The organism is Cyanobium gracile PCC 6307, assembly GCF_000316515.1.
Classification (GTDB): Bacteria; Cyanobacteriota; Cyanobacteriia; order PCC-6307; family Cyanobiaceae; genus Cyanobium; species Cyanobium gracile.
This window is the reverse complement of the sequence record NC_019675.1, coordinates 1,796,676-1,813,669: the sequence shown is the minus strand read 5'-3', so window position 1 is coordinate 1,813,669 and position 16,994 is coordinate 1,796,676. Positions and strand designations below refer to the sequence as shown.

Sequence of the window (16,994 nt, the reverse complement as noted above, 5' to 3'; positions counted from 1 at the left end):
GTCGGAGGCGAAAGGATCAACCAGGGCAAGTCGGGGTGTGTCGCGATCCTAGAGAGAGCGACCAGCCCGGCGAAGCCCCGTTGACCCCATCAGCATCAGAGCTTGACTTCGATGTCCACACCACTCGGCAGGTCGAGCTTCATCAGGGCGTCGATGGTCTTGGAGCTGGGGCTGTAGATATCGATGATGCGGCGGTGGGTGCGGGTCTCGAAGTGCTCACGGGAATCCTTGTCGACGTGAGGCGAGCGCAGCACGCAGTAGATCTTGCGTTTGGTGGGCAGGGGGATGGGACCGATGGCCGTGGCAGCGGTGTGATCGGCGGTTTCGATGATCTTTTCGCAGGACAGATCCAGCATGCGGCGATCGAAGGCCTTCAGGCGGATACGGATCTTCTGCTGGGGAATGGAGGCGGTCATCGGAAGGGAAACGCGGGCGAAGGGCGGCTGATGGGCGGCGGGAGTGCCGCGGCAACGGATTGTCGAGGTGCGAGGGGAACCGGAGGGTTCGGCAAAGAGGGGGAGCCCCACCGAGGAGGGGCTCCCTAGTACAGGCTAGATCAGGCTCACAGAACGATCTTGGACACCACGCCGGCACCGATGGTGCGGCCGCCTTCGCGGATGGCGAAGCGCATGCCCTGCTCGATGGCGACCGGGCAGATGAGCTCGGCGCTCATCTTGATGCGGTCGCCGGGCATCACCATCTCCACGTTGGAGCCGTCATCGGCGGTGAAGGCGGTGATCTGGCCGGTCACATCCGTGGTGCGGATATAGAACTGCGGGCGATAGCCTGCGAAGAAGGGGGTGTGGCGGCCGCCTTCCTCCTTCTTGAGCACGTAGACCTCACCCTCGAACTTGGTGTGGGGCTTGATGGAGTTGGGCTTCACCAGCACCATGCCGCGCTCGATGTCCTCCTTCTGGATGCCGCGCAGCAGCAGGCCGACGTTGTCGCCAGCCATGCCCTCGTCGAGCAGCTTGCGGAACATCTCCACGCCGGTGACGGTGGTTTCCCGGGTGTCGCGGATGCCGACGATCTGGACGGTCTCGCCCACCTTCACCTTGCCGCGCTCGATACGACCGGTGGCGACGGTGCCCCGACCGGTGATCGAGAACACGTCTTCGACGGCCATCAGGAAGGGCTTGTCGATCTCACGCTCGGGCTCGGGGATGGACTCATCAACCGCATCCATGAGGTCGAGGATCTTGTCGACCCACTCGTCTTCACCGCGCACGGCCTTCTTGCCGGCCTGGATGTACTCGAGGGCCTTGAGGGCGGAGCCGGCGATCACGGGGATGTCGTCGCCGGGGAAGTCGTAGCTGCTCAGCAGCTCACGCATCTCCAGTTCGACGAGCTCGAGGATCTCCTCGTCGTCGACCATGTCCTTCTTGTTGAGGAACACCACCAGGGCGGGCACGCCCACCTGCTTGGCCAGCAGGATGTGCTCCTTGGTCTGGGCCATGGGGCCGTCGGTGGCGGCCACCACCAGGATGGCGCCGTCCATCTGGGCGGCACCGGTGATCATGTTCTTGACGTAGTCGGCGTGGCCGGGGCAGTCCACGTGGGCGTAGTGACGGTTTTCGGTCTCGTACTCGACGTGGGCCGTGTTGATCGTGATCCCCCGCTCCTTCTCCTCGGGAGCACCATCGATCTCGTCGTAGGCCTGGGCCTTGGCCATGCCCTGGGACGCCAGCACGTTGGTGATGGCGGCGGTGAGGGTGGTCTTGCCGTGGTCAACGTGACCGATGGTGCCGATGTTGACGTGAGGCTTGTTCCTCTCGAACTTCTCGCGTGCCATGGAAGGAAAGAATCGGGGGGGTGGGTTGGATGGAAAGAAAGATCAGGAATTGCCCTGATTCTTGGAAATGATGGCTTCCGCCACATTGCGAGGAACTTCCTCGTAATGGCTGAACTCCATCGAGAAAATACCCCGACCCTGGGTCATGGATCGGAGCTGGGTGGCATAGCCGAACATTTCGGCCAGCGGCACCTTGGCCTGGACTTTGGACTGACCGTCGTCGACGGACTGCCCTTCGACCTGACCACGGCGGGAGGAAAGGTCGCCGATGACCGAACCGAGGAAATCCTCGGGGACCTCGACCTCGACCTTCATCATCGGCTCAAGCAGTACGGGGTTGCACTTCTTGACGCCGTCCTTGAAGGCCATGGAACCGGCGATCTTGAACGCCATCTCCGAAGAGTCGACGTCGTGATAGGAGCCGTCCACCATGGTGACCTTGACATCGATCATGGGGAAACCGGCAATCACACCGGACTGGCAGGTTTCCTTCATGCCGGCTTCCGCCGGACCGATGTACTCCTTGGGAACGATGCCGCCGACGATCTTGTTGACGAACTCAAACCCTGAACCCGGCTCGCCGGGCTGCATTTCGATCACCACGTGGCCGTACTGGCCCTTGCCGCCTGTCTGGCGGGCGAACTTGCCCTCACCCTTGGCACTGCCGCGGATGGTTTCCCGGTAGGACACCTGGGGGGCGCCGATGTTGGCCTCCACCTTGAACTCCCGCAGCATGCGGTCGACGAGGATCTCCAGGTGTAGTTCGCCCATGCCGGCGATCACCGTCTGGTTGGTTTCCGGATCGGTGGAGACCCGGAAGGTGGGGTCCTCCTCGGAGAGGGACTGCAGGGCCTTGCCGAGCTTCTCCATGTCGCCCTTGGTCTTGGGCTCCACGGCCACGGAGATCACCGGTTCGGGGATGAACAGGGATTCCAGGATGATCGGATCGGAGTCGACGCAGAGGGTGTCGCCCGTGGTGGTGTCCTTGAGGCCGAGCACGGCCCCCAGATCACCGGCCCGCAGTTCGTCCACCTCCTCGCGCTCGTCGGCCTTCAGCAGGATCAGACGGGAGATGCGCTCCTTCTTGTCCTTGGTGGAATTGAGGACGTAGCTGCCCTTCTGCAGGACCCCGCTATACATGCGCACGAAGGTGAGCTTGCCGTAGGGGTCGGCCATGACCTTGAAGGCCAGGGCGCTGAAGGGAGCGTTGTCGTCGCAGGGGCGGGTGGCTTCGCTGCCGTCGGCCAGAAGGCCATGGATCGGGGGCACGTCGACGGGGGCGGGCAGGTAGTCGACCACCGCGTCGAGCACCAGCTGGACGCCCTTGTTCTTGAAGGCGGAGCCGCAGAGGATGGGGACCATGCCGTGCTGGAGCACCCCCAGCCGGATGCCGCGCATCAGCTGCTCCTGGGTGAGCTCACCGTTCTCAAGGAAGGCTTCAATCAGCTCTTCGTCGGTTTCGGCCACCGACTCCATCAGCTTCTGGCGCCATTCCGCAGCCTCGTCCTGCATGTCGGCGGGGATCTCCTCTTCGAGGATGTCGGTGCCGAGATCATTGGTGTAGATGATCGCCTTGTTGCGCACCAGGTCGATGATGCCCTTGAGGTCGCCCTCGGCACCGATCGGCAGCTGGATCGGCACGGCGTTGGCCTTGAGGCGATCCTTGATCTGCTCGTAGACCTTCAGGAAGTTGGCACCGGTCCGGTCCATCTTGTTGACGAACACGATCCGGGGCACGTTGTAGCGGTCGGCCTGGCGCCAGACGGTTTCCGACTGGGGCTGGACGCCGCCCACGGCACAGAACACGGCGACCACACCATCGAGTACGCGCATCGAGCGCTCCACCTCGATCGTGAAATCGACGTGGCCGGGGGTGTCGATGATGTTGATCCGGTTGTCCTTCCAGCTGGTGGAGATGGCGGCCGCGGTGATGGTGATGCCACGCTCGCGTTCCTGCTCCATCCAGTCGGTGACGGCGGCGCCATCGTGCACCTCGCCCATCTTGTGGACCACGCCGGAATAGAACAGAATCCGTTCGGTCGTGGTGGTCTTGCCCGCGTCGATGTGAGCGGCGATACCGATATTTCTGACGCGTTCCAGGGGGTAGGCGCGGGCCACGGGAAAGTTCTCCGGGGGTGGGTCGACAAAAAACGGGCGTTACTCTACAGACCGGTGATGCTCAGGTCTGGGGGAGCCGGATCAGCCCAGGGATCCGGCTCCCGGGGCCGCTTAGTAGCGGTAGTGGGCGAAGGCCTTGTTGGCCTCGGCCATCTTGTGGGTTTCCTCCCGCTTGCGGACGGCACTGCCGGCCTCGTTGGCCGCGTCCATCAGCTCGCCGGCCAGTTTCTGGGCCATGCTGCGGCCGTTGCGGGCGCGGGAGAAGTTGACCAGCCAGCGCAGCGCCATGGCGGTGCCCCGCTCCTGACGCACTTCCATCGGCACCTGATAGGTGGCGCCGCCGACCCGACGGGCCCGCACCTCCACCAGGGGGGTGGCATTGCGGACCGCCGTCTCGAACAGGTCGAGGGGATCGGCGCCGGTGCGCTCGTTGATCAGGGTGAAGGCATCGGACAGGATGCGCTGGGCCGTGGACTTCTTGCCGTGCTTCATCAGCCGGGCCACGATCATCGAGGCCAGACGGCTGTTGAACTGGGGATCCGGGAGAACCGGGCGCTTCTCGGCGGCGTTGCGGCGGGACATGGAACGGAGGGAGAAAAAGCAGGAGAGGAGGGAGTCGGCCGCGGAGAGCCGGTGGCGCGGAGGCTCAGGCCTTCGGTGTCTTGGCGCCGTACTTGGAGCGGGACTGACGCCGGTCCTTGACCCCGGAGGTGTCGAGGGTGCCGCGGATGATGTGATAGCGGACACCGGGCAGATCCTTGACGCGGCCGCCGCGGATCAGAACCACCGAGTGCTCCTGAAGGTTGTGGCCGATGCCGGGGATGTAAGCCGTCACCTCGAAGCCGGAGGTGAGGCGCACCCGGGCCACCTTGCGCAGCGCCGAGTTGGGCTTTTTCGGGGTGGAGGTGTACACCCGGGTGCAGACGCCACGCCGCTCGGGGCAGGCGCGCAGGGCGGGCGACTTCGTCTTGCGGGTGAGACGCTGCCGCTCGGTGCGGATCAGCTGCTGAATAGTGGGCATCGAGGGCCGGGTGCTGCTCGGTGGGGACTTCTGGGTGGACAGGTCGGACGTCCGACCGTATCGACAATCCGACACCTTACTTCGTCGCCGTCCCGCTCATGTCTCGCGGCTGAAGGCCGCGCCGCAGGCGCAGCTGCGCACCCCTGGACCGGGGCGCACCAGGAAACCCCCGCCGCTGAGGTCGCCCCGGTAGTCGAGCTGCAGGCCCTGGAGCAGGGGCAGCTGGTTCCCGGGGGAATAGAGGGTGATGCCGTCGGCCCGGGCCACGGGGGTGCCGGAGAGGTGGCCCGGGCGCAGGCGGATGGCCCAGGCCTCGCAGGCGCCCTCCAGCAGCTCCAGGTGCATCAGCCCGGGGGTGCCCGCCACGGCCGCCTGCCGGCAGAGCTCCGCGGCGGCGGCGGCGGTGAGACGGAGGCTGTGGCCCCTGGGCACGGCGACGAAACGAATCAAGCCAGTCTGCCAGTGGTTCCGTCAGTCCCTGGAATCAGTCAGCCAGCGGCTGCCGGCCGGCCCCAGGCTGGTGGCCGCCTCGCCGCCCCCGATGGGCACCAGGCCAAGGCCGTTGTGGACCGAGCCGGCCACGCCGCGCCCCTTGACCCGGTGGCTGCCGCCCATCACCAGGCCGGTGGAACTGCCCCCGTCGAGGTTGAGGGCGTCCACCAGCCCCATCTGCTGCAGCAGCCAGGCGGTCTCGGAGAGCGTGGGCCCGGCGACCCCCCCGGCGCCTTCCAGGGTCACCAGCCACAGCAGGGTGCCGTCGCTGCCCACCACGGTGCGGGGGGCCCCCTGGCCGAGGAAGGCGGCACCGAAGCCTTCGGCGGCGCCGTTCAGCACGATGCGGCCGTTCTGGAGCAGCAGCGGTCCTCCCCCCATCACGGAGGAGGCGTTGCCCACCGGATCGGTCGGCCGGCTCTCGATCCGCAGCCGGTCCCCCTCGCCCCAGGGCAGGTCGGCCCCGCCCCGGGCCACCACCAGGGTCTCCTCCGGCCGCAGCGGCAGCCCCGCCGCCAGTTCGGCGCTGCTGATCCGGCGCTGCACCTGGCCGCCGCTCAGCAGCAGACCCGTCTCGGAGCCGGTCAGGGCCTGGTAGAGCCGGCCCCATTCGGCCGTGTAGCGGCTCAGGCCCCGCTGGGCCAGGCCGCTGTTCACGGTCAGCAGCGGCAGGCGCTGCCCCCGGTCGTCGCTGATCCATTCCTCCAGGCGCAGGCGGCCGAAGCGCGGCAGGCTGCGCGGCTCCCAGCCCACCACGCCCCGGTTGAGGATCGGCCCGGACAGCCAGCGGCCCTGGTCCCGCAGGGCGCCGAGGGGAAGCCGGCGCACCCGGTTGAAGAAGCCGCCGTTGATCGCCACCAGGGCGTCCTGGCGCTGGGCCAGGGCCGTCAGGGAGCTGAGCCCCGCCATGCCGTCGGGGCGGCTGAGGGTGCGCAGTTCGAGGGGGCTGCTGCGCGGATCGATGCGGACGGCGTTGACCAGGACCCGGGTGCCACCGACGCTGCGCACCTGCTGGTCCCAGCGCAGCTGGGAGCCCAGCATCGCCAGCAGCCGCGGATCGATCGGGGCCGGCGCCTCCGGCGCCGTGCCGACACTGCCGGCGCCCTGGGGCAGATCGATCACCACCCGGGCCGGACCCCCCAGGGTGAAGGTGCGCAGGGGGGCGCCGCCGCCCGGCACCGCCAGGGTCAGGTCCGTCCCGTCGGCGCCGCTGCGCAGTCCCCGCGCGGTGAGCTGGGCCAGCTGGTCGGGCCGGCTGAGCAGGGCCAGCTGCAGGCCGCCCTCGCTGCTGCGCAACAGGGCGGGGCCGTCGAGGTCGAGCACCACCCGGCGGACGCCGGCCTGCTCCGAGCTGCGCACCTGGAGCAGCCGCGGCGCCGGCAGGCGCAGCTCCAGCCGCTCACCGCGGCGCTCCACCGTCACGCCCATGTCCAGAAGGAGGCCCGCCACGTCGACGGCCACCTCATCCGCCAGGGACCGCTGCTGCGCCGGGGGCACCACCAGCTCCCGGCCGAACCATTCCAGCGCCAGGGCGCCATCGGGCCTGGCGCGGCTGCTGAAGCCCAGCTGGCCTTCGAGCACCTCCAGCGGCAGCCACAGGGCCACCGGCCGGCGCGGGTCCTCGCCGCTCCAGCGCCAGGCGGCCTGCTGGCTGCGGCCGTTGAGCGTCAGCCCGGTGCCGCCGACCTCCGCAGCGGGGGCCCCCCGCATGGGTCCGGGCCGGCTGCCGCGCGGCGCCGGCAGCTCCGGCAGGGCCGGGGGGATCGGCGGCGGGGCTGCCCTGGTGACCGGGGGAGCTCCGATCAGGGCCAGCAGGGCCAGGGTGATCGGGAGAGTCCTGGCCATCGATGACGTCCTGATCCTGAGGCAAAAAGTTAGTCCCACCGCTCCCGGGTGGGGGCGGCTGCCTAGGATCGATGGCTCGCCCTGTCGTCGCGGACACGGCTGCTGCACGGGTGACACGGCAGCTCCTCGGCAGGCCCCTCCTGCCGGCGTCCTTAGGCTTGATCCCTCCAAGCCCGTTCCAGCTCCGTCTCAGCAGCCCCAACCTGGCCTATGTCCTCCTCCGTCCCCGTCTGGCCCCACCGCGACAGCTCCACCCCAGGCCCTGGCGAGACGGATGCCTGTGGGGTGGGTTTCCTGGCCCATCTCGAGGGGGTTCCCAGCCACTGGGTGCTCCAGCAGGCCCTGCGGGGCCTCCGCTGCATGGAGCACCGGGGCGGCTGCGGCGGTGACGGCGACTCCGGCGACGGGGCCGGACTGCTGACCGCGATCCCCTGGAGCTACCTGGAGGCCGTCTGGCCGGCGGCCGCCGCCTCCACAGCGGTCGTGCGGGGGCTGGGGATGCTGTTCCTGCCGGCGGATCCCGCCCGCCGCGACCAGGCCCGGCGGATCTGCGATGAGGAGGCCGAGCGCCTCGGGCTCCTCAGCCTGGGCTGGCGTGCGGTCCCGGTGGTTCCTGAGGTGCTCGGTCCCCTGGCGCGGGAGAACGCCCCGGCCATCGAGCAGTGGCTGCTGGCCGCCCCCGATGCGGTGCCCGGCGTCATGGCCGACGTCGACGCCCTCGAGTCCCTGCTGTTCCGCCTGCGGCGCCGCGCCGTCGACCGGGTGCGGGAGGTGTGGGGGGCCGACACCACCGATCTCTACTTCGCGTCGATCAGCGCCCGCACCGTCGTCTACAAGGGCATGGTGCGCTCGGAGGTGCTCGATGCCTTCTATGCCGACCTCCGGGACGAGCGCTTCAGCGTCGCCTTCGCGGTGTACCACCGCCGCTTCAGCACCAACACCCTGCCCCGCTGGCCCCTGGCCCAGCCGATGCGGCTGCTGGGCCACAACGGCGAGATCAACACCCTGCTGGGCAACATCAACTGGGCCAGAGCTGCTGAATCCCACCTCGAGGCTGTCTGGGGGGATGCCGCCCGGGACCTGCGGCCCCTGGTCAACGCCGCCTTCAGCGACTCGGCGAACCTCGACGCCACCCTCGAGCTGATGGTGCGCAGCGGCCGACCGATCACCGACAGCCTGCTGACCCTGGTGCCGGAGGCCTTCCGCGACCAGCCCGAACTCGACGAACGGCCCTCCATCAAGGCCTTCTACGAATACAGCGCCTGCCTGCAGGAGCCCTGGGACGGTCCGGCCCTGCTGGTCTTCAGCGACGGCCGCATGGTGGGGGCCACCCTCGACCGCAACGGCCTGCGGCCGGCCCGCTACTGCATCACCAGCGACGGCTACGTGGTGATGGGCTCGGAAACGGGCGTGGTCGAACTGGAGGAATCCCGGATCATCGAGAAGGGGCGCCTCGGCCCCGGCCAGATGCTGGCCGTCGACCTGGAGCAGCACCGGCTGCTGCGCAACTGGGATGTGAAGGAGGAGACGGCGGCGCGTCTCCCCTATGCCGGCTGGCTGCTCGACCACCGCCGCAGCCTGTCCCCCGGCGTCTGGGAGCAGGAGCGCACCCTGGGCGAACTGGAGCTGCTCCAGCAGCAGACCGCCTTCGGCTTCACCGCCGAGGACCTTGACCTGGTGATCGAGGACATGGCCGGCCAGGGCAAGGAGCCCACCTACTGCATGGGGGACGACATCCCCCTGGCGGTGCTCTCCTCCAAGCCCCACCTTCTCTACGACTACTTCAAACAGCGCTTCGCCCAGGTCACCAACCCTCCGATCGACCCGCTGCGCGAAAAGCTGGTCATGAGCCTGGAGATGCACCTGGGCCGGCGCGGTTCGGCCCTGCGGCCCGATGCCTCCGGCGCTGCCGTGCTGCACCTCACCACCCCGGTGCTCAATGAGGCCGAACTGGAGGATCTCGGTTCCCACGGCCTCGGGCTCACCACCCTCTCCACCCTCCTGCCGGTGGCCAGCGGCCCCGATGGGCTGGAGCAGGCCCTGCATCGGCTCTGCTTCGAAGCGGAGGCGGCCGTGCGCAGCGGCTCCCAGATCCTGGTCCTCTCCGACCGCGCTGATGGCGGCATCAGCCCCGGCACCACGGCCATTCCTCCCTTGCTGGGGGTGGGGGCCGTGCATCACCATCTGCTGAGGCTCGGCCTGCGCCTGCAGTGCTCCCTGGTGGTGGACACCGCCCAGTGCTGGAGCACCCACCACCTCGCCTGTCTGATCGGCTACGGCGCCAGCGCCGTCTGCCCGTGGCTCACCTGGGAGACCACCCGCCACTGGCTGGCCCATCCCCGCACCCAGTCGATGATCGAGCGGGGCAAGCTCCCCCGCCTCGAAGCCGACACGGCCCAGTCCAACGTGCGCAAAGCCCTGGAGGAGGGGTTGCGCAAGATCCTCTCCAAGATCGGCATCTCCCTGCTCGCCAGCTACCACGGCGCCCAGATCTTCGAAGCCATCGGCATCGGTGCCGATCTGATCGATCGGGCCTTCACCGGAACCACCAGCCGGGTCGCCGGCCTCAGCCTCCAGGATCTGGCCAGCGAGACCCTGGCCTTCCACGCCAAGGCCTACCCGGAGCTGAACCGCACCAAGCTGGAATTCATGGGCTTCGTGCAGTACCGCACCGGCGGGGAGTTCCACCTCAACAACCCGGAGATGTCCAAGGCCCTGCACGCCGCCGTGGCGGCGGGCCCCGGCTACGACCACTTCTCCACCTACCGCACCCTGCTGGAGAACCGCCCCGTCACGGCGCTGCGCGACCTGCTCGAGCTGCGCCCGGCGCCGGTGCCCCTGCCGATCGAGCAGGTGGAAAGCGTGGAGAGCATCTGCAGCCGCTTCTGCACCGGCGGAATGAGCTTGGGGGCCCTCTCCCGGGAGGCCCACGAAGTGCTCGCGGTGGCCATGAACCGCATCGGCGGCAAGAGCAACTGCGGCGAGGGCGGTGAGGATCCGGCCCGGTACCACCCCCTCGACGACGTCGACGGCGAGGGCCATTCCCCCACGCTTCCCACCCTGCGCGGGCTCCGCAACGGCGACAGCGCCTGCTCCGCCATCAAGCAGATCGCCTCGGGCCGCTTCGGCGTCACCCCGGCCTATCTGCGCAGCGGCCGCCAGCTGGAGATCAAGGTGGCCCAGGGCGCCAAGCCCGGCGAGGGCGGCCAGCTGCCCGGTCCCAAGGTGGACGCCTACATCGCCTGGCTGCGCAACAGCAAGGCGGGCGTGCCGCTGATCTCACCGCCGCCCCACCATGACATCTATTCGATCGAGGATCTGGCCCAGCTGATCCACGACCTGCACCAGGTGAACCCCGCCGCCCGGGTCTCCGTGAAGCTGGTGGCCGAGATCGGCATCGGCACCATCGCCGCCGGTGTGGCCAAGGCCAACGCCGATGTGATCCAGATCTCCGGCCACGACGGCGGCACCGGCGCCTCGCCGCTGAGTTCGATCAAGCACGCCGGCAGCCCCTGGGAGCTGGGGCTGACCGAGGTGCACCGCAGCCTGCTGGAGAACGGCCTGCGGGACCGGGTGCTGCTGCGAGCCGACGGAGGCCTCAAGAGCGGCTGGGACGTGCTGATCGCTGCCCTGCTGGGGGCCGAGGAATTCGGCTTCGGCTCAGTGGCCATGATCGCCGAGGGCTGCATCATGGCCCGCGTCTGCCACACCAACAACTGCCCGGTGGGGGTCGCCACCCAGAAGGAGGCCCTGCGCAAGCGCTTCACCGGCCTGCCCGAGCACGTCGTCAATTTCTTCGTCTTCGTGGCCGAGGAGGTGCGCCAGCTGCTGAGCGTGCTGGGGGTGGCCCGGCTCGAGGACCTGATCGGCCGCACCGATCTGCTGGCGCCCCGTGCCATCCGCCTCACCAAGACCAGCGCCCTCGATCTCTCCTGCCTGCTCGATCCGATCCCCGCCGCCGCCGACCGCGGCTGGCTGAAGCACGACGACGAGGCCCACGGCAACGGACCCGTGCTGGAGGACGCCCTGCTCGCCGACCCCGAGGTGCGAGCGGCGATCGACTCCCACGGCCATGTCGTGCGTCAGCTGACGATCGTCAACACCGACCGCAGTGTGGGGGCCCGGCTGTCCGGCGAGATCGCCGCCCTGCATGGCAACACCGGCTTCCAGGGGGGCCTCGCCCTCACTTTCCACGGTGCCGCGGGCCAGAGCTTCGGCGCCTTCGTGCTCCAGGGCATGGACCTGCGCCTGGTGGGCGAGGCCAACGACTACGTGGGCAAGGGCCTCAACGGCGGCCGCATCACCGTGGTGCCGCCGGCCGCCGTCCGTGACCCCGGCGCCCAGGTGATCCTCGGCAACACCTGCCTCTACGGCGCCACGGGCGGGGAGCTGTTCGCCCTCGGCCGGGCCGGCGAGCGCTTCGCCGTGCGCAACAGCGGCGCCCGCACCGTGGTGGAGGGCGTCGGTGACCACTGCTGCGAGTACATGACCGGCGGCGTGGTGGTGGTGCTGGGCAGCACTGGCCGCAACGTGGCTGCCGGCATGACCGGCGGTGTGGCCTTCCTGCTCGACGAGACCGGAGGTCTGGCGGCCCGCCTCAACCCCGAGTCGGTGGCGCTGGTGCCCCTCACCACCCCCGAACAGGAGGCGCTGCTGCTGCCCCTGCTAGAGGCCCACCTGCAGGCCACCGGCAGCGCCAGGGCGGCGGCGATCCTGGCGGACTGGCCCGCCTGGAAGGCCCGCTTCCGGGTGCTGGTCCCCCCCAGCGAGAAAGCCGCGGTGGGTCTGGCGGAGCGGGAAGCGGTGGCGGCCTGAGCAGGTCTGCGGTTGAGCGGGCCAGGCTCAGAAGTCGTCGTAGACCTTCTGGAAGGCGGCGAAGGTGTCGTCGTTGTTCATGCCGGCCACGGCGATCGAAGCGGCACCCAGCTGGCTGCTGCAGCTGATCGACAGGGCCATGGGCAGGCTGGCGTTGTCTACCCAGGCCCTGAGGTCGTCCACCCCCAGCACCACATCCGTGTAGAGGTGGGGCACGGCCAGGGCCGGCTCCACCGGCGCGAGCAGGGCCAGCAGCAGGCCGCGGCCGCCGGCAAATTTGCTCATGACCGGACCACCGGGCGGCGGGTTCCCAATCCTGCATCGGGATCCCGTCGTTCTCAGCGGGGGTGCTCCCGCATCAGGCGCCGCACCTCGCCGGCGTGGTAGCTGCTGCGGGTGAGCGGACTGCTCACCACCTGGAGGAAGCCCAGGTCGTCTTCCCCATGGCGGCGGAAGCTTTCGAACACCTCCGGGGAGACGAAGCGCTGCACCGGCAGATGTTTCGGGCCGGGGGAGAGGTACTGGCCGATGGTGACGATGTCGACGGCGTGGGCGCGCAGATCGGCCATCACGGCGCGGACCTCGTCGTCGCTTTCCCCCAGGCCCACCATCAGCCCTGATTTCGTGTAGGTGCGCGGCCAGCCCTCACGGACCCGGCGCAGCAGCTCCAGCGAACGTTCGTAGACCCCCTGGGGCCGCACCTGCCGGTAGAGCCGGGGCACGGTCTCGATGTTGTGGTTGAGCACCTCCGGCGCCGCCGCCATCACCGCCGCCAGGGCTTCCCAGGCGCCGCACAGATCGGGCAGCAGGATCTCGATCGTGGTGAGGGGGGATGTGCGCCGCACCGCCTCGATGCAGGCCACGAACTGGCTGGCGCCGCCGTCGGGCAGGTCGTCCCGGTTGACCGAGGTGATCACCACATGGCTGAGGCCCAGGCGCCGCACGGCTTCCCCGAGGCGCTCGGGCTCGGTGGGGTCCAGGGCCCGCACGCTGCGGTCGAAGTCGATGTCGCAGTAGGGGCAGGCCCGGGTGCAGCCCGGCCCCATGATCAGGAAGGTGGCGGTGCCACCGGCGAAGCACTCGCCGATGTTCGGGCAGCTGGCCTCCTGGCAGACCGTGTTGAGCTTGAGGTCGACCAGCAGGTCCGCCACCGCCCCGATCCGTTCCCGCTGCGGTGCCTTGACCCGCAGCCAGGGCGGCTTGGCGGGGGCGGGCCGGGGGTCGCTGACGGTCACGGGCATCGCTGGGCTCTGCGAACTGTAGGCAGGACACTCCGGACGCCCGGGGCACCGGTCGGCTGCAGCCCATCCCCTAAAGTCTGGCCATCGGGATGTGGCGCAGCTTGGTAGCGCACTTCGTTCGGGACGAAGGGGCCGCAGGTTCGAATCCTGTCATCCCGATTCTTTTTCTTCTCGCCCTCAGGCCAGGGCTGCCCCCGGATAGCCCCGCGGGGTGACCATGCGGCCATCCTGGACCCGGGTGGAGCTGTTGCCCACCAGCACCAGGGTCAGCATGTCCACCTGGTCCTCGGGCAGGTTGCCCAGGGTGTGGAGGCTGAGCGCCTCTTCGGCGCGCCCCAGCTGGCGGGCCAGCAGCACCGGCGTGCTGGCCGGCCGGCCCTCGACCAGCAGTTCGATGGCCCGGCCCAGCTGCCACGGCCTGCCGAGGGAGCGGGGGTTGTAGAGAGCCACGACGAAATCGCCGCTGGCGGCCCCCTTCAGCCGCCGTTCGATCACCTCCCAGGGGGTGAGGCGGTCGCTGAGGCTGATGGTGCAGAAGTCGTGCATCAGCGGGGCACCGGCCCGGGCGGCGGCCAGCTGCAGGGCCGACAGGCCCGGGTGCACCGTGAAGGCCGGCCGGTCGAGGACCGGCAGCTGCAGCCAGAGCTCCAGCGCCAGCCCCGCCATGCCGTAGATGCCGCTGTCCCCGGAGGAGATCAGGGCCACGTCGAGGCCCTGGCGGGCCAGGTCGATGGCCTCGGCGCAACGGGCCCGCTCCTCCGTCAGCCGGCCCTCGCGGCGCAGCTGGTCGGGGCGCCGCAGGGGTTCCAGCAGGTCGAGGTAGAGCCCGTAGCCCACCCACACCGTTGTTGCGGCCAGGGCCCGACGGGCATCGCCGCTGAGCAGATCGATCGGCCCCGGACCGCTGCCCACCAGATGCAGGCTGCCGCGCTGCGGGGCCCACTGGCGGGCGGCTAGGGCCACCGCCAGGGTGGCGGCACCCCGCTCCCCGCTGGCGGCACGGCCGATCCGCTTCTCCACCAGCAACCGGGGCGCCGTTCCCGCCAGGTGGGTCAGAGGCTGGCCCGCCTCCGAAGCCGCCTCCGACGCGGCCTGCAGGGCGGCGGCTTCGGCCACGCTGGGCGTGCCCATCTCCCGGGCCACGGCCTCCGAGGGGTGGGGCACGGCGACCGCCGCCAGGGTGGAGGCGTCGTAGAGGCGCAGGGGCCAGCCGTGCTGCTCCGCCAGGGCCAGCAGGGCGGGTTCATCCCCCTTGCGATCGATGCTGGCCAGGCCGGCCACGGCCTCCCGGGCCAGTCCCTGCTGCGCCAGGCCTTCCGCCACCAGCCGTTCCAGCACCGGCAGACTCGTGTCCCGCTCGCAGCCGATGCCCAGCCAGAGGCTGGGGGGATGCCAGCGGCAGCCCGCGCCGCTGCGGGGCCCGATCACCAGGGCTGCCTCGCCGTCGGCCTGGTTGCTGTCGTCCCCGTCGCTGTTGTCCTTGCCGCTGCCGGCGGCCTCCAGCCCCTGCCACAGCGTCGTGCCCGCCTCCTGACTCAGGAAGGGGGGGAGACCGCCGGCCGCCTGCACCATCAGCCCCCTCCAGTCACCGGCCCCGCGGCGCCAGCCCCAGGCCTGGCCGAAGGCATCCAGGGGCAGTCGGCCCAGGGAGGCGCCGGCACCGGTGAGCACGGCCTGGCCACCGACCAGGGCGGCGATCTCCTCGGCGAGCCGGTCGCCGCCAGCGCCGTGGCCCCCCAGCAGGGGCACGACGAAGCGACCCCGGGGGTCCACCACCAGCACGGCGGGATCGCTCTGTTTGTCGCTGATCAGGGGGGCGATCAGCCGGGTCACCAGTCCGCAGGCCCCCACGGCCACCACCGCGTCGGCCGTCCCCCACTGCCGCGCCAGCCACGGCCCGGAGGCCTCCGCCTCCGCCTCCGCCTCCCGGACCACGTGGAGCAGGCCGGCCTGGCGCAGCCGCTGCAGCATCGCGGTGGCCGTGGGACTGAAGCCCAGGCCGATGTGTCGCCGCGTCGGGTCGCTCAAGGGGTCACCCCCCCGTCGAGGGGGGCCGGCCCCTGGCTGTCCGCGGTGTCCAGGGGGCCGGCGGCCGCGCTGCCATCCGCTGTGCTGCCATCCGCTGCGCTGCCGGCCGCCACCGGGCTCCCCTGCGGGGCCGGCCCCTCGGCCGGGTCGGGGATATCCGGGTCGCTCTCCGGAGCTGCAGCGTCCTCCGGCCCGGTGGTCTCCGGCTCCATCACCTGGGGCTCCAGCAACTGCGGCTCCTCCGTCTCCTGCGGTGGCGTCGGCTCCGCCATCGTCGTGGCCTCAGGGGCAGGGGTCGCGTCGGATTCCGTCGCCTGCTCGGGCTCAGGAGCCGGCGGCGGCGGGGCCTCACCCAGCAGGATCGCCAGCTCCGAGGGGGTCAGCCGTCCCTTCTGCCAACGGGGCGCTTCGCCGCCGGGCTCCAGGATCACCTCACCCACCAGGCTGTTGAAGGGGGGATTGAGGGGCTCGCCCAGGCCGTCGAGCAGGTCGAACAGGACCGCATTGCTGCCGGTGCGCCAGCCCTCCAGCCAGAGGGGCGTCTGGCGATCCACCAGGAAGCTGTCGCCGTTGATGCTGATCCGCAGCCGCCAGCTGCCATCGCCGCTGCGCAGGTTCTGCAGGGGGGCCTCCAGCAGCAGCCAGTCGAGCAGCAGCGGCGTGGTGGCCGCCGTCCCCCGGGGACTGACGGCGATCAGCTGGGGGGTGCCCGGGGCGGGCTGGCCGAGGGGATTGGCCGCAACCCTGTGCAGCCGGATCTGGCGCTGGGCCCCGGGGCTCTTCACCGCCTCACCCCAGGGTCTGGCGGCATAGACGGTCAAGCGATGGCTGCCGGGTTCCAGCGGCCGCATCGTGGTGGAGGTGGCGGTCAGCGGCAGGGGGGGATCCCCATCCAGCTGCACCACCAGGTGGGGGCCGAGACCGAGGGGGCCGGCATCCACCAGGGGCCAGTCCTCCACCCGCAGCTGCAGGGTCCAGGGACCCGCCGGCAGCAGGGCACCGTCGGCGGGGGAGACGATCTCCACCCGGGGGCGTCGTGCCTCCAGGGCCTCCTGCAGCTGCTGCACCGCCAGGGGCGGGGCCACCTCCTGCTGGCTGGAGCGTCCCATGGCAGGGGTGGCTGGGGCCGCGGCGGGTGACCGTCGACCCGGAAGGGAGAAGGCGAGAGCGGCAGTCGGCGCCAGGGTGAGCACCAGCAGTAGGGCGGCCGCGATCAGGCCCGCTCGGCAGAAGTACCTACGGACCGCCCGTTCCGCGGCGCCACGCCCCACTTCCCTGTCGCCCACGCGCGCTCCGTCGTTCGTGGCGCCATTCTGCGTCGGGGCCCGTGGAGGGCTGATCGACTGTTGAAATCGCTGCAAAATGCAGCAAGGAGTTATAGAAACCCCGTCGTTTTCTCGATTGTTACATTGTTGACAACATGTCGCCAGACCGCTGTCGCAGCCTTGGAACCGCTGGGATTAAACCTTTGTAACTGGCGACCGAATCGCCTTGTTTTCGACCCCTATACTTCCGCCAGCGGTCCCCTTTCGGGGCCCAAAGCCCCAGTCGTGGCAAGGGATTTCCCCCACCTCGCGACTGGTGCCCATGGTCGGGGCTTCCCGGCCATGGGGCCCACCGATGGGCCTGGGACGGTCCCTTG

At 70.0% G+C, this 16,994-nt stretch carries 12 protein-coding genes and 1 tRNA gene; 2 read left to right on the top strand and 11 right to left on the bottom strand.

What is annotated here, in order from left to right; all coding sequences use genetic code 11:
* Positions 1 to 95: 95 nt before the first annotated feature.
* The 7 genes from rpsJ to CYAGR_RS08775 form a co-directional block, all read right to left on the bottom strand.
* Positions 96 to 416, bottom strand: a complete 321-nt coding sequence (gene rpsJ / locus CYAGR_RS08805; RefSeq protein ID WP_015109452.1) for a 30S ribosomal protein S10 — start codon at positions 414 to 416, stop codon at positions 96 to 98.
* A 146-nt stretch (positions 417 to 562) separates the two neighbouring features.
* Positions 563 to 1,792 (bottom strand): elongation factor Tu, encoded by a 1,230-nt coding sequence (gene tuf / locus CYAGR_RS08800; RefSeq protein WP_015109451.1) that lies wholly within the window; start codon positions 1,790 to 1,792, stop codon positions 563 to 565.
* Positions 1,793 to 1,834: 42 nt separating this feature from the next.
* On the bottom strand, positions 1,835 to 3,910 hold the full coding sequence (gene fusA, locus CYAGR_RS08795) for an elongation factor G (RefSeq protein ID WP_015109450.1): 2,076 nt from the start codon (positions 3,908 to 3,910) through the stop codon (positions 1,835 to 1,837).
* 111 nt (positions 3,911 to 4,021) lie between these two features.
* Positions 4,022 to 4,492 carry a 30S ribosomal protein S7 gene (gene rpsG, locus CYAGR_RS08790; RefSeq protein WP_015109449.1) on the bottom strand — a complete coding sequence of 157 codons (471 nt, stop codon included), beginning with the start codon at positions 4,490 to 4,492 and terminating at the stop codon, positions 4,022 to 4,024.
* A gap of 64 nt (positions 4,493 to 4,556) precedes the next feature.
* Positions 4,557 to 4,931: a 30S ribosomal protein S12 gene (gene rpsL, locus CYAGR_RS08785; protein ID WP_015109448.1), complete on the bottom strand. Its 375-nt coding sequence runs from the start codon at positions 4,929 to 4,931 to the stop codon at positions 4,557 to 4,559.
* Between the two features lie 96 nt (positions 4,932 to 5,027).
* Positions 5,028 to 5,381: a hypothetical protein gene (locus CYAGR_RS08780; RefSeq protein WP_015109447.1), complete on the bottom strand. Its 354-nt coding sequence runs from the start codon at positions 5,379 to 5,381 to the stop codon at positions 5,028 to 5,030.
* A gap of 21 nt (positions 5,382 to 5,402) precedes the next feature.
* Positions 5,403 to 7,268, bottom strand: a complete 1,866-nt coding sequence (locus CYAGR_RS08775) for a phosphodiester glycosidase family protein (protein ID WP_015109446.1) — start codon at positions 7,266 to 7,268, stop codon at positions 5,403 to 5,405.
* A gap of 210 nt (positions 7,269 to 7,478) precedes the next feature.
* Here CYAGR_RS08775 and gltB point away from each other — a divergent pair, with 210 nt between their 5' ends.
* Positions 7,479 to 12,083, top strand: coding sequence for a glutamate synthase large subunit (gene gltB, locus CYAGR_RS08770; protein WP_015109445.1), 4,605 nt, complete (start codon positions 7,479 to 7,481; stop codon positions 12,081 to 12,083).
* Between the two features lie 27 nt (positions 12,084 to 12,110).
* Here the strand turns inward: gltB and CYAGR_RS08765 are convergent, their stop codons facing one another.
* The gene (locus tag CYAGR_RS08765; protein WP_015109444.1) at positions 12,111 to 12,368 is read right to left on the bottom strand and encodes a hypothetical protein; all 258 of its coding nucleotides are present in this window, start codon (positions 12,366 to 12,368) and stop codon (positions 12,111 to 12,113) included.
* A 53-nt stretch (positions 12,369 to 12,421) separates the two neighbouring features.
* Positions 12,422 to 13,324, bottom strand: coding sequence for a lipoyl synthase (gene lipA, locus CYAGR_RS08760; RefSeq protein ID WP_015109443.1), 903 nt, complete (start codon positions 13,322 to 13,324; stop codon positions 12,422 to 12,424).
* An 85-nt stretch (positions 13,325 to 13,409) separates the two neighbouring features.
* Here lipA and CYAGR_RS08755 point away from each other — a divergent pair.
* A tRNA-Pro gene (locus tag CYAGR_RS08755) sits at positions 13,410 to 13,483 on the top strand.
* An 18-nt stretch (positions 13,484 to 13,501) separates the two neighbouring features.
* Here the strand turns inward: CYAGR_RS08755 and cobJ are convergent.
* A complete protein-coding gene (gene cobJ / locus CYAGR_RS08750) occupies positions 13,502 to 15,295 on the bottom strand; it encodes a precorrin-3B C(17)-methyltransferase (protein WP_083891369.1) in 1,794 nt (597 codons plus the stop codon).
* Between the two features lie 53 nt (positions 15,296 to 15,348).
* Positions 15,349 to 16,461: a hypothetical protein gene (locus tag CYAGR_RS08745; RefSeq protein ID WP_156818425.1), complete on the bottom strand. Its 1,113-nt coding sequence runs from the start codon at positions 16,459 to 16,461 to the stop codon at positions 15,349 to 15,351.
* Positions 16,462 to 16,994 lie beyond the last annotated feature (533 nt).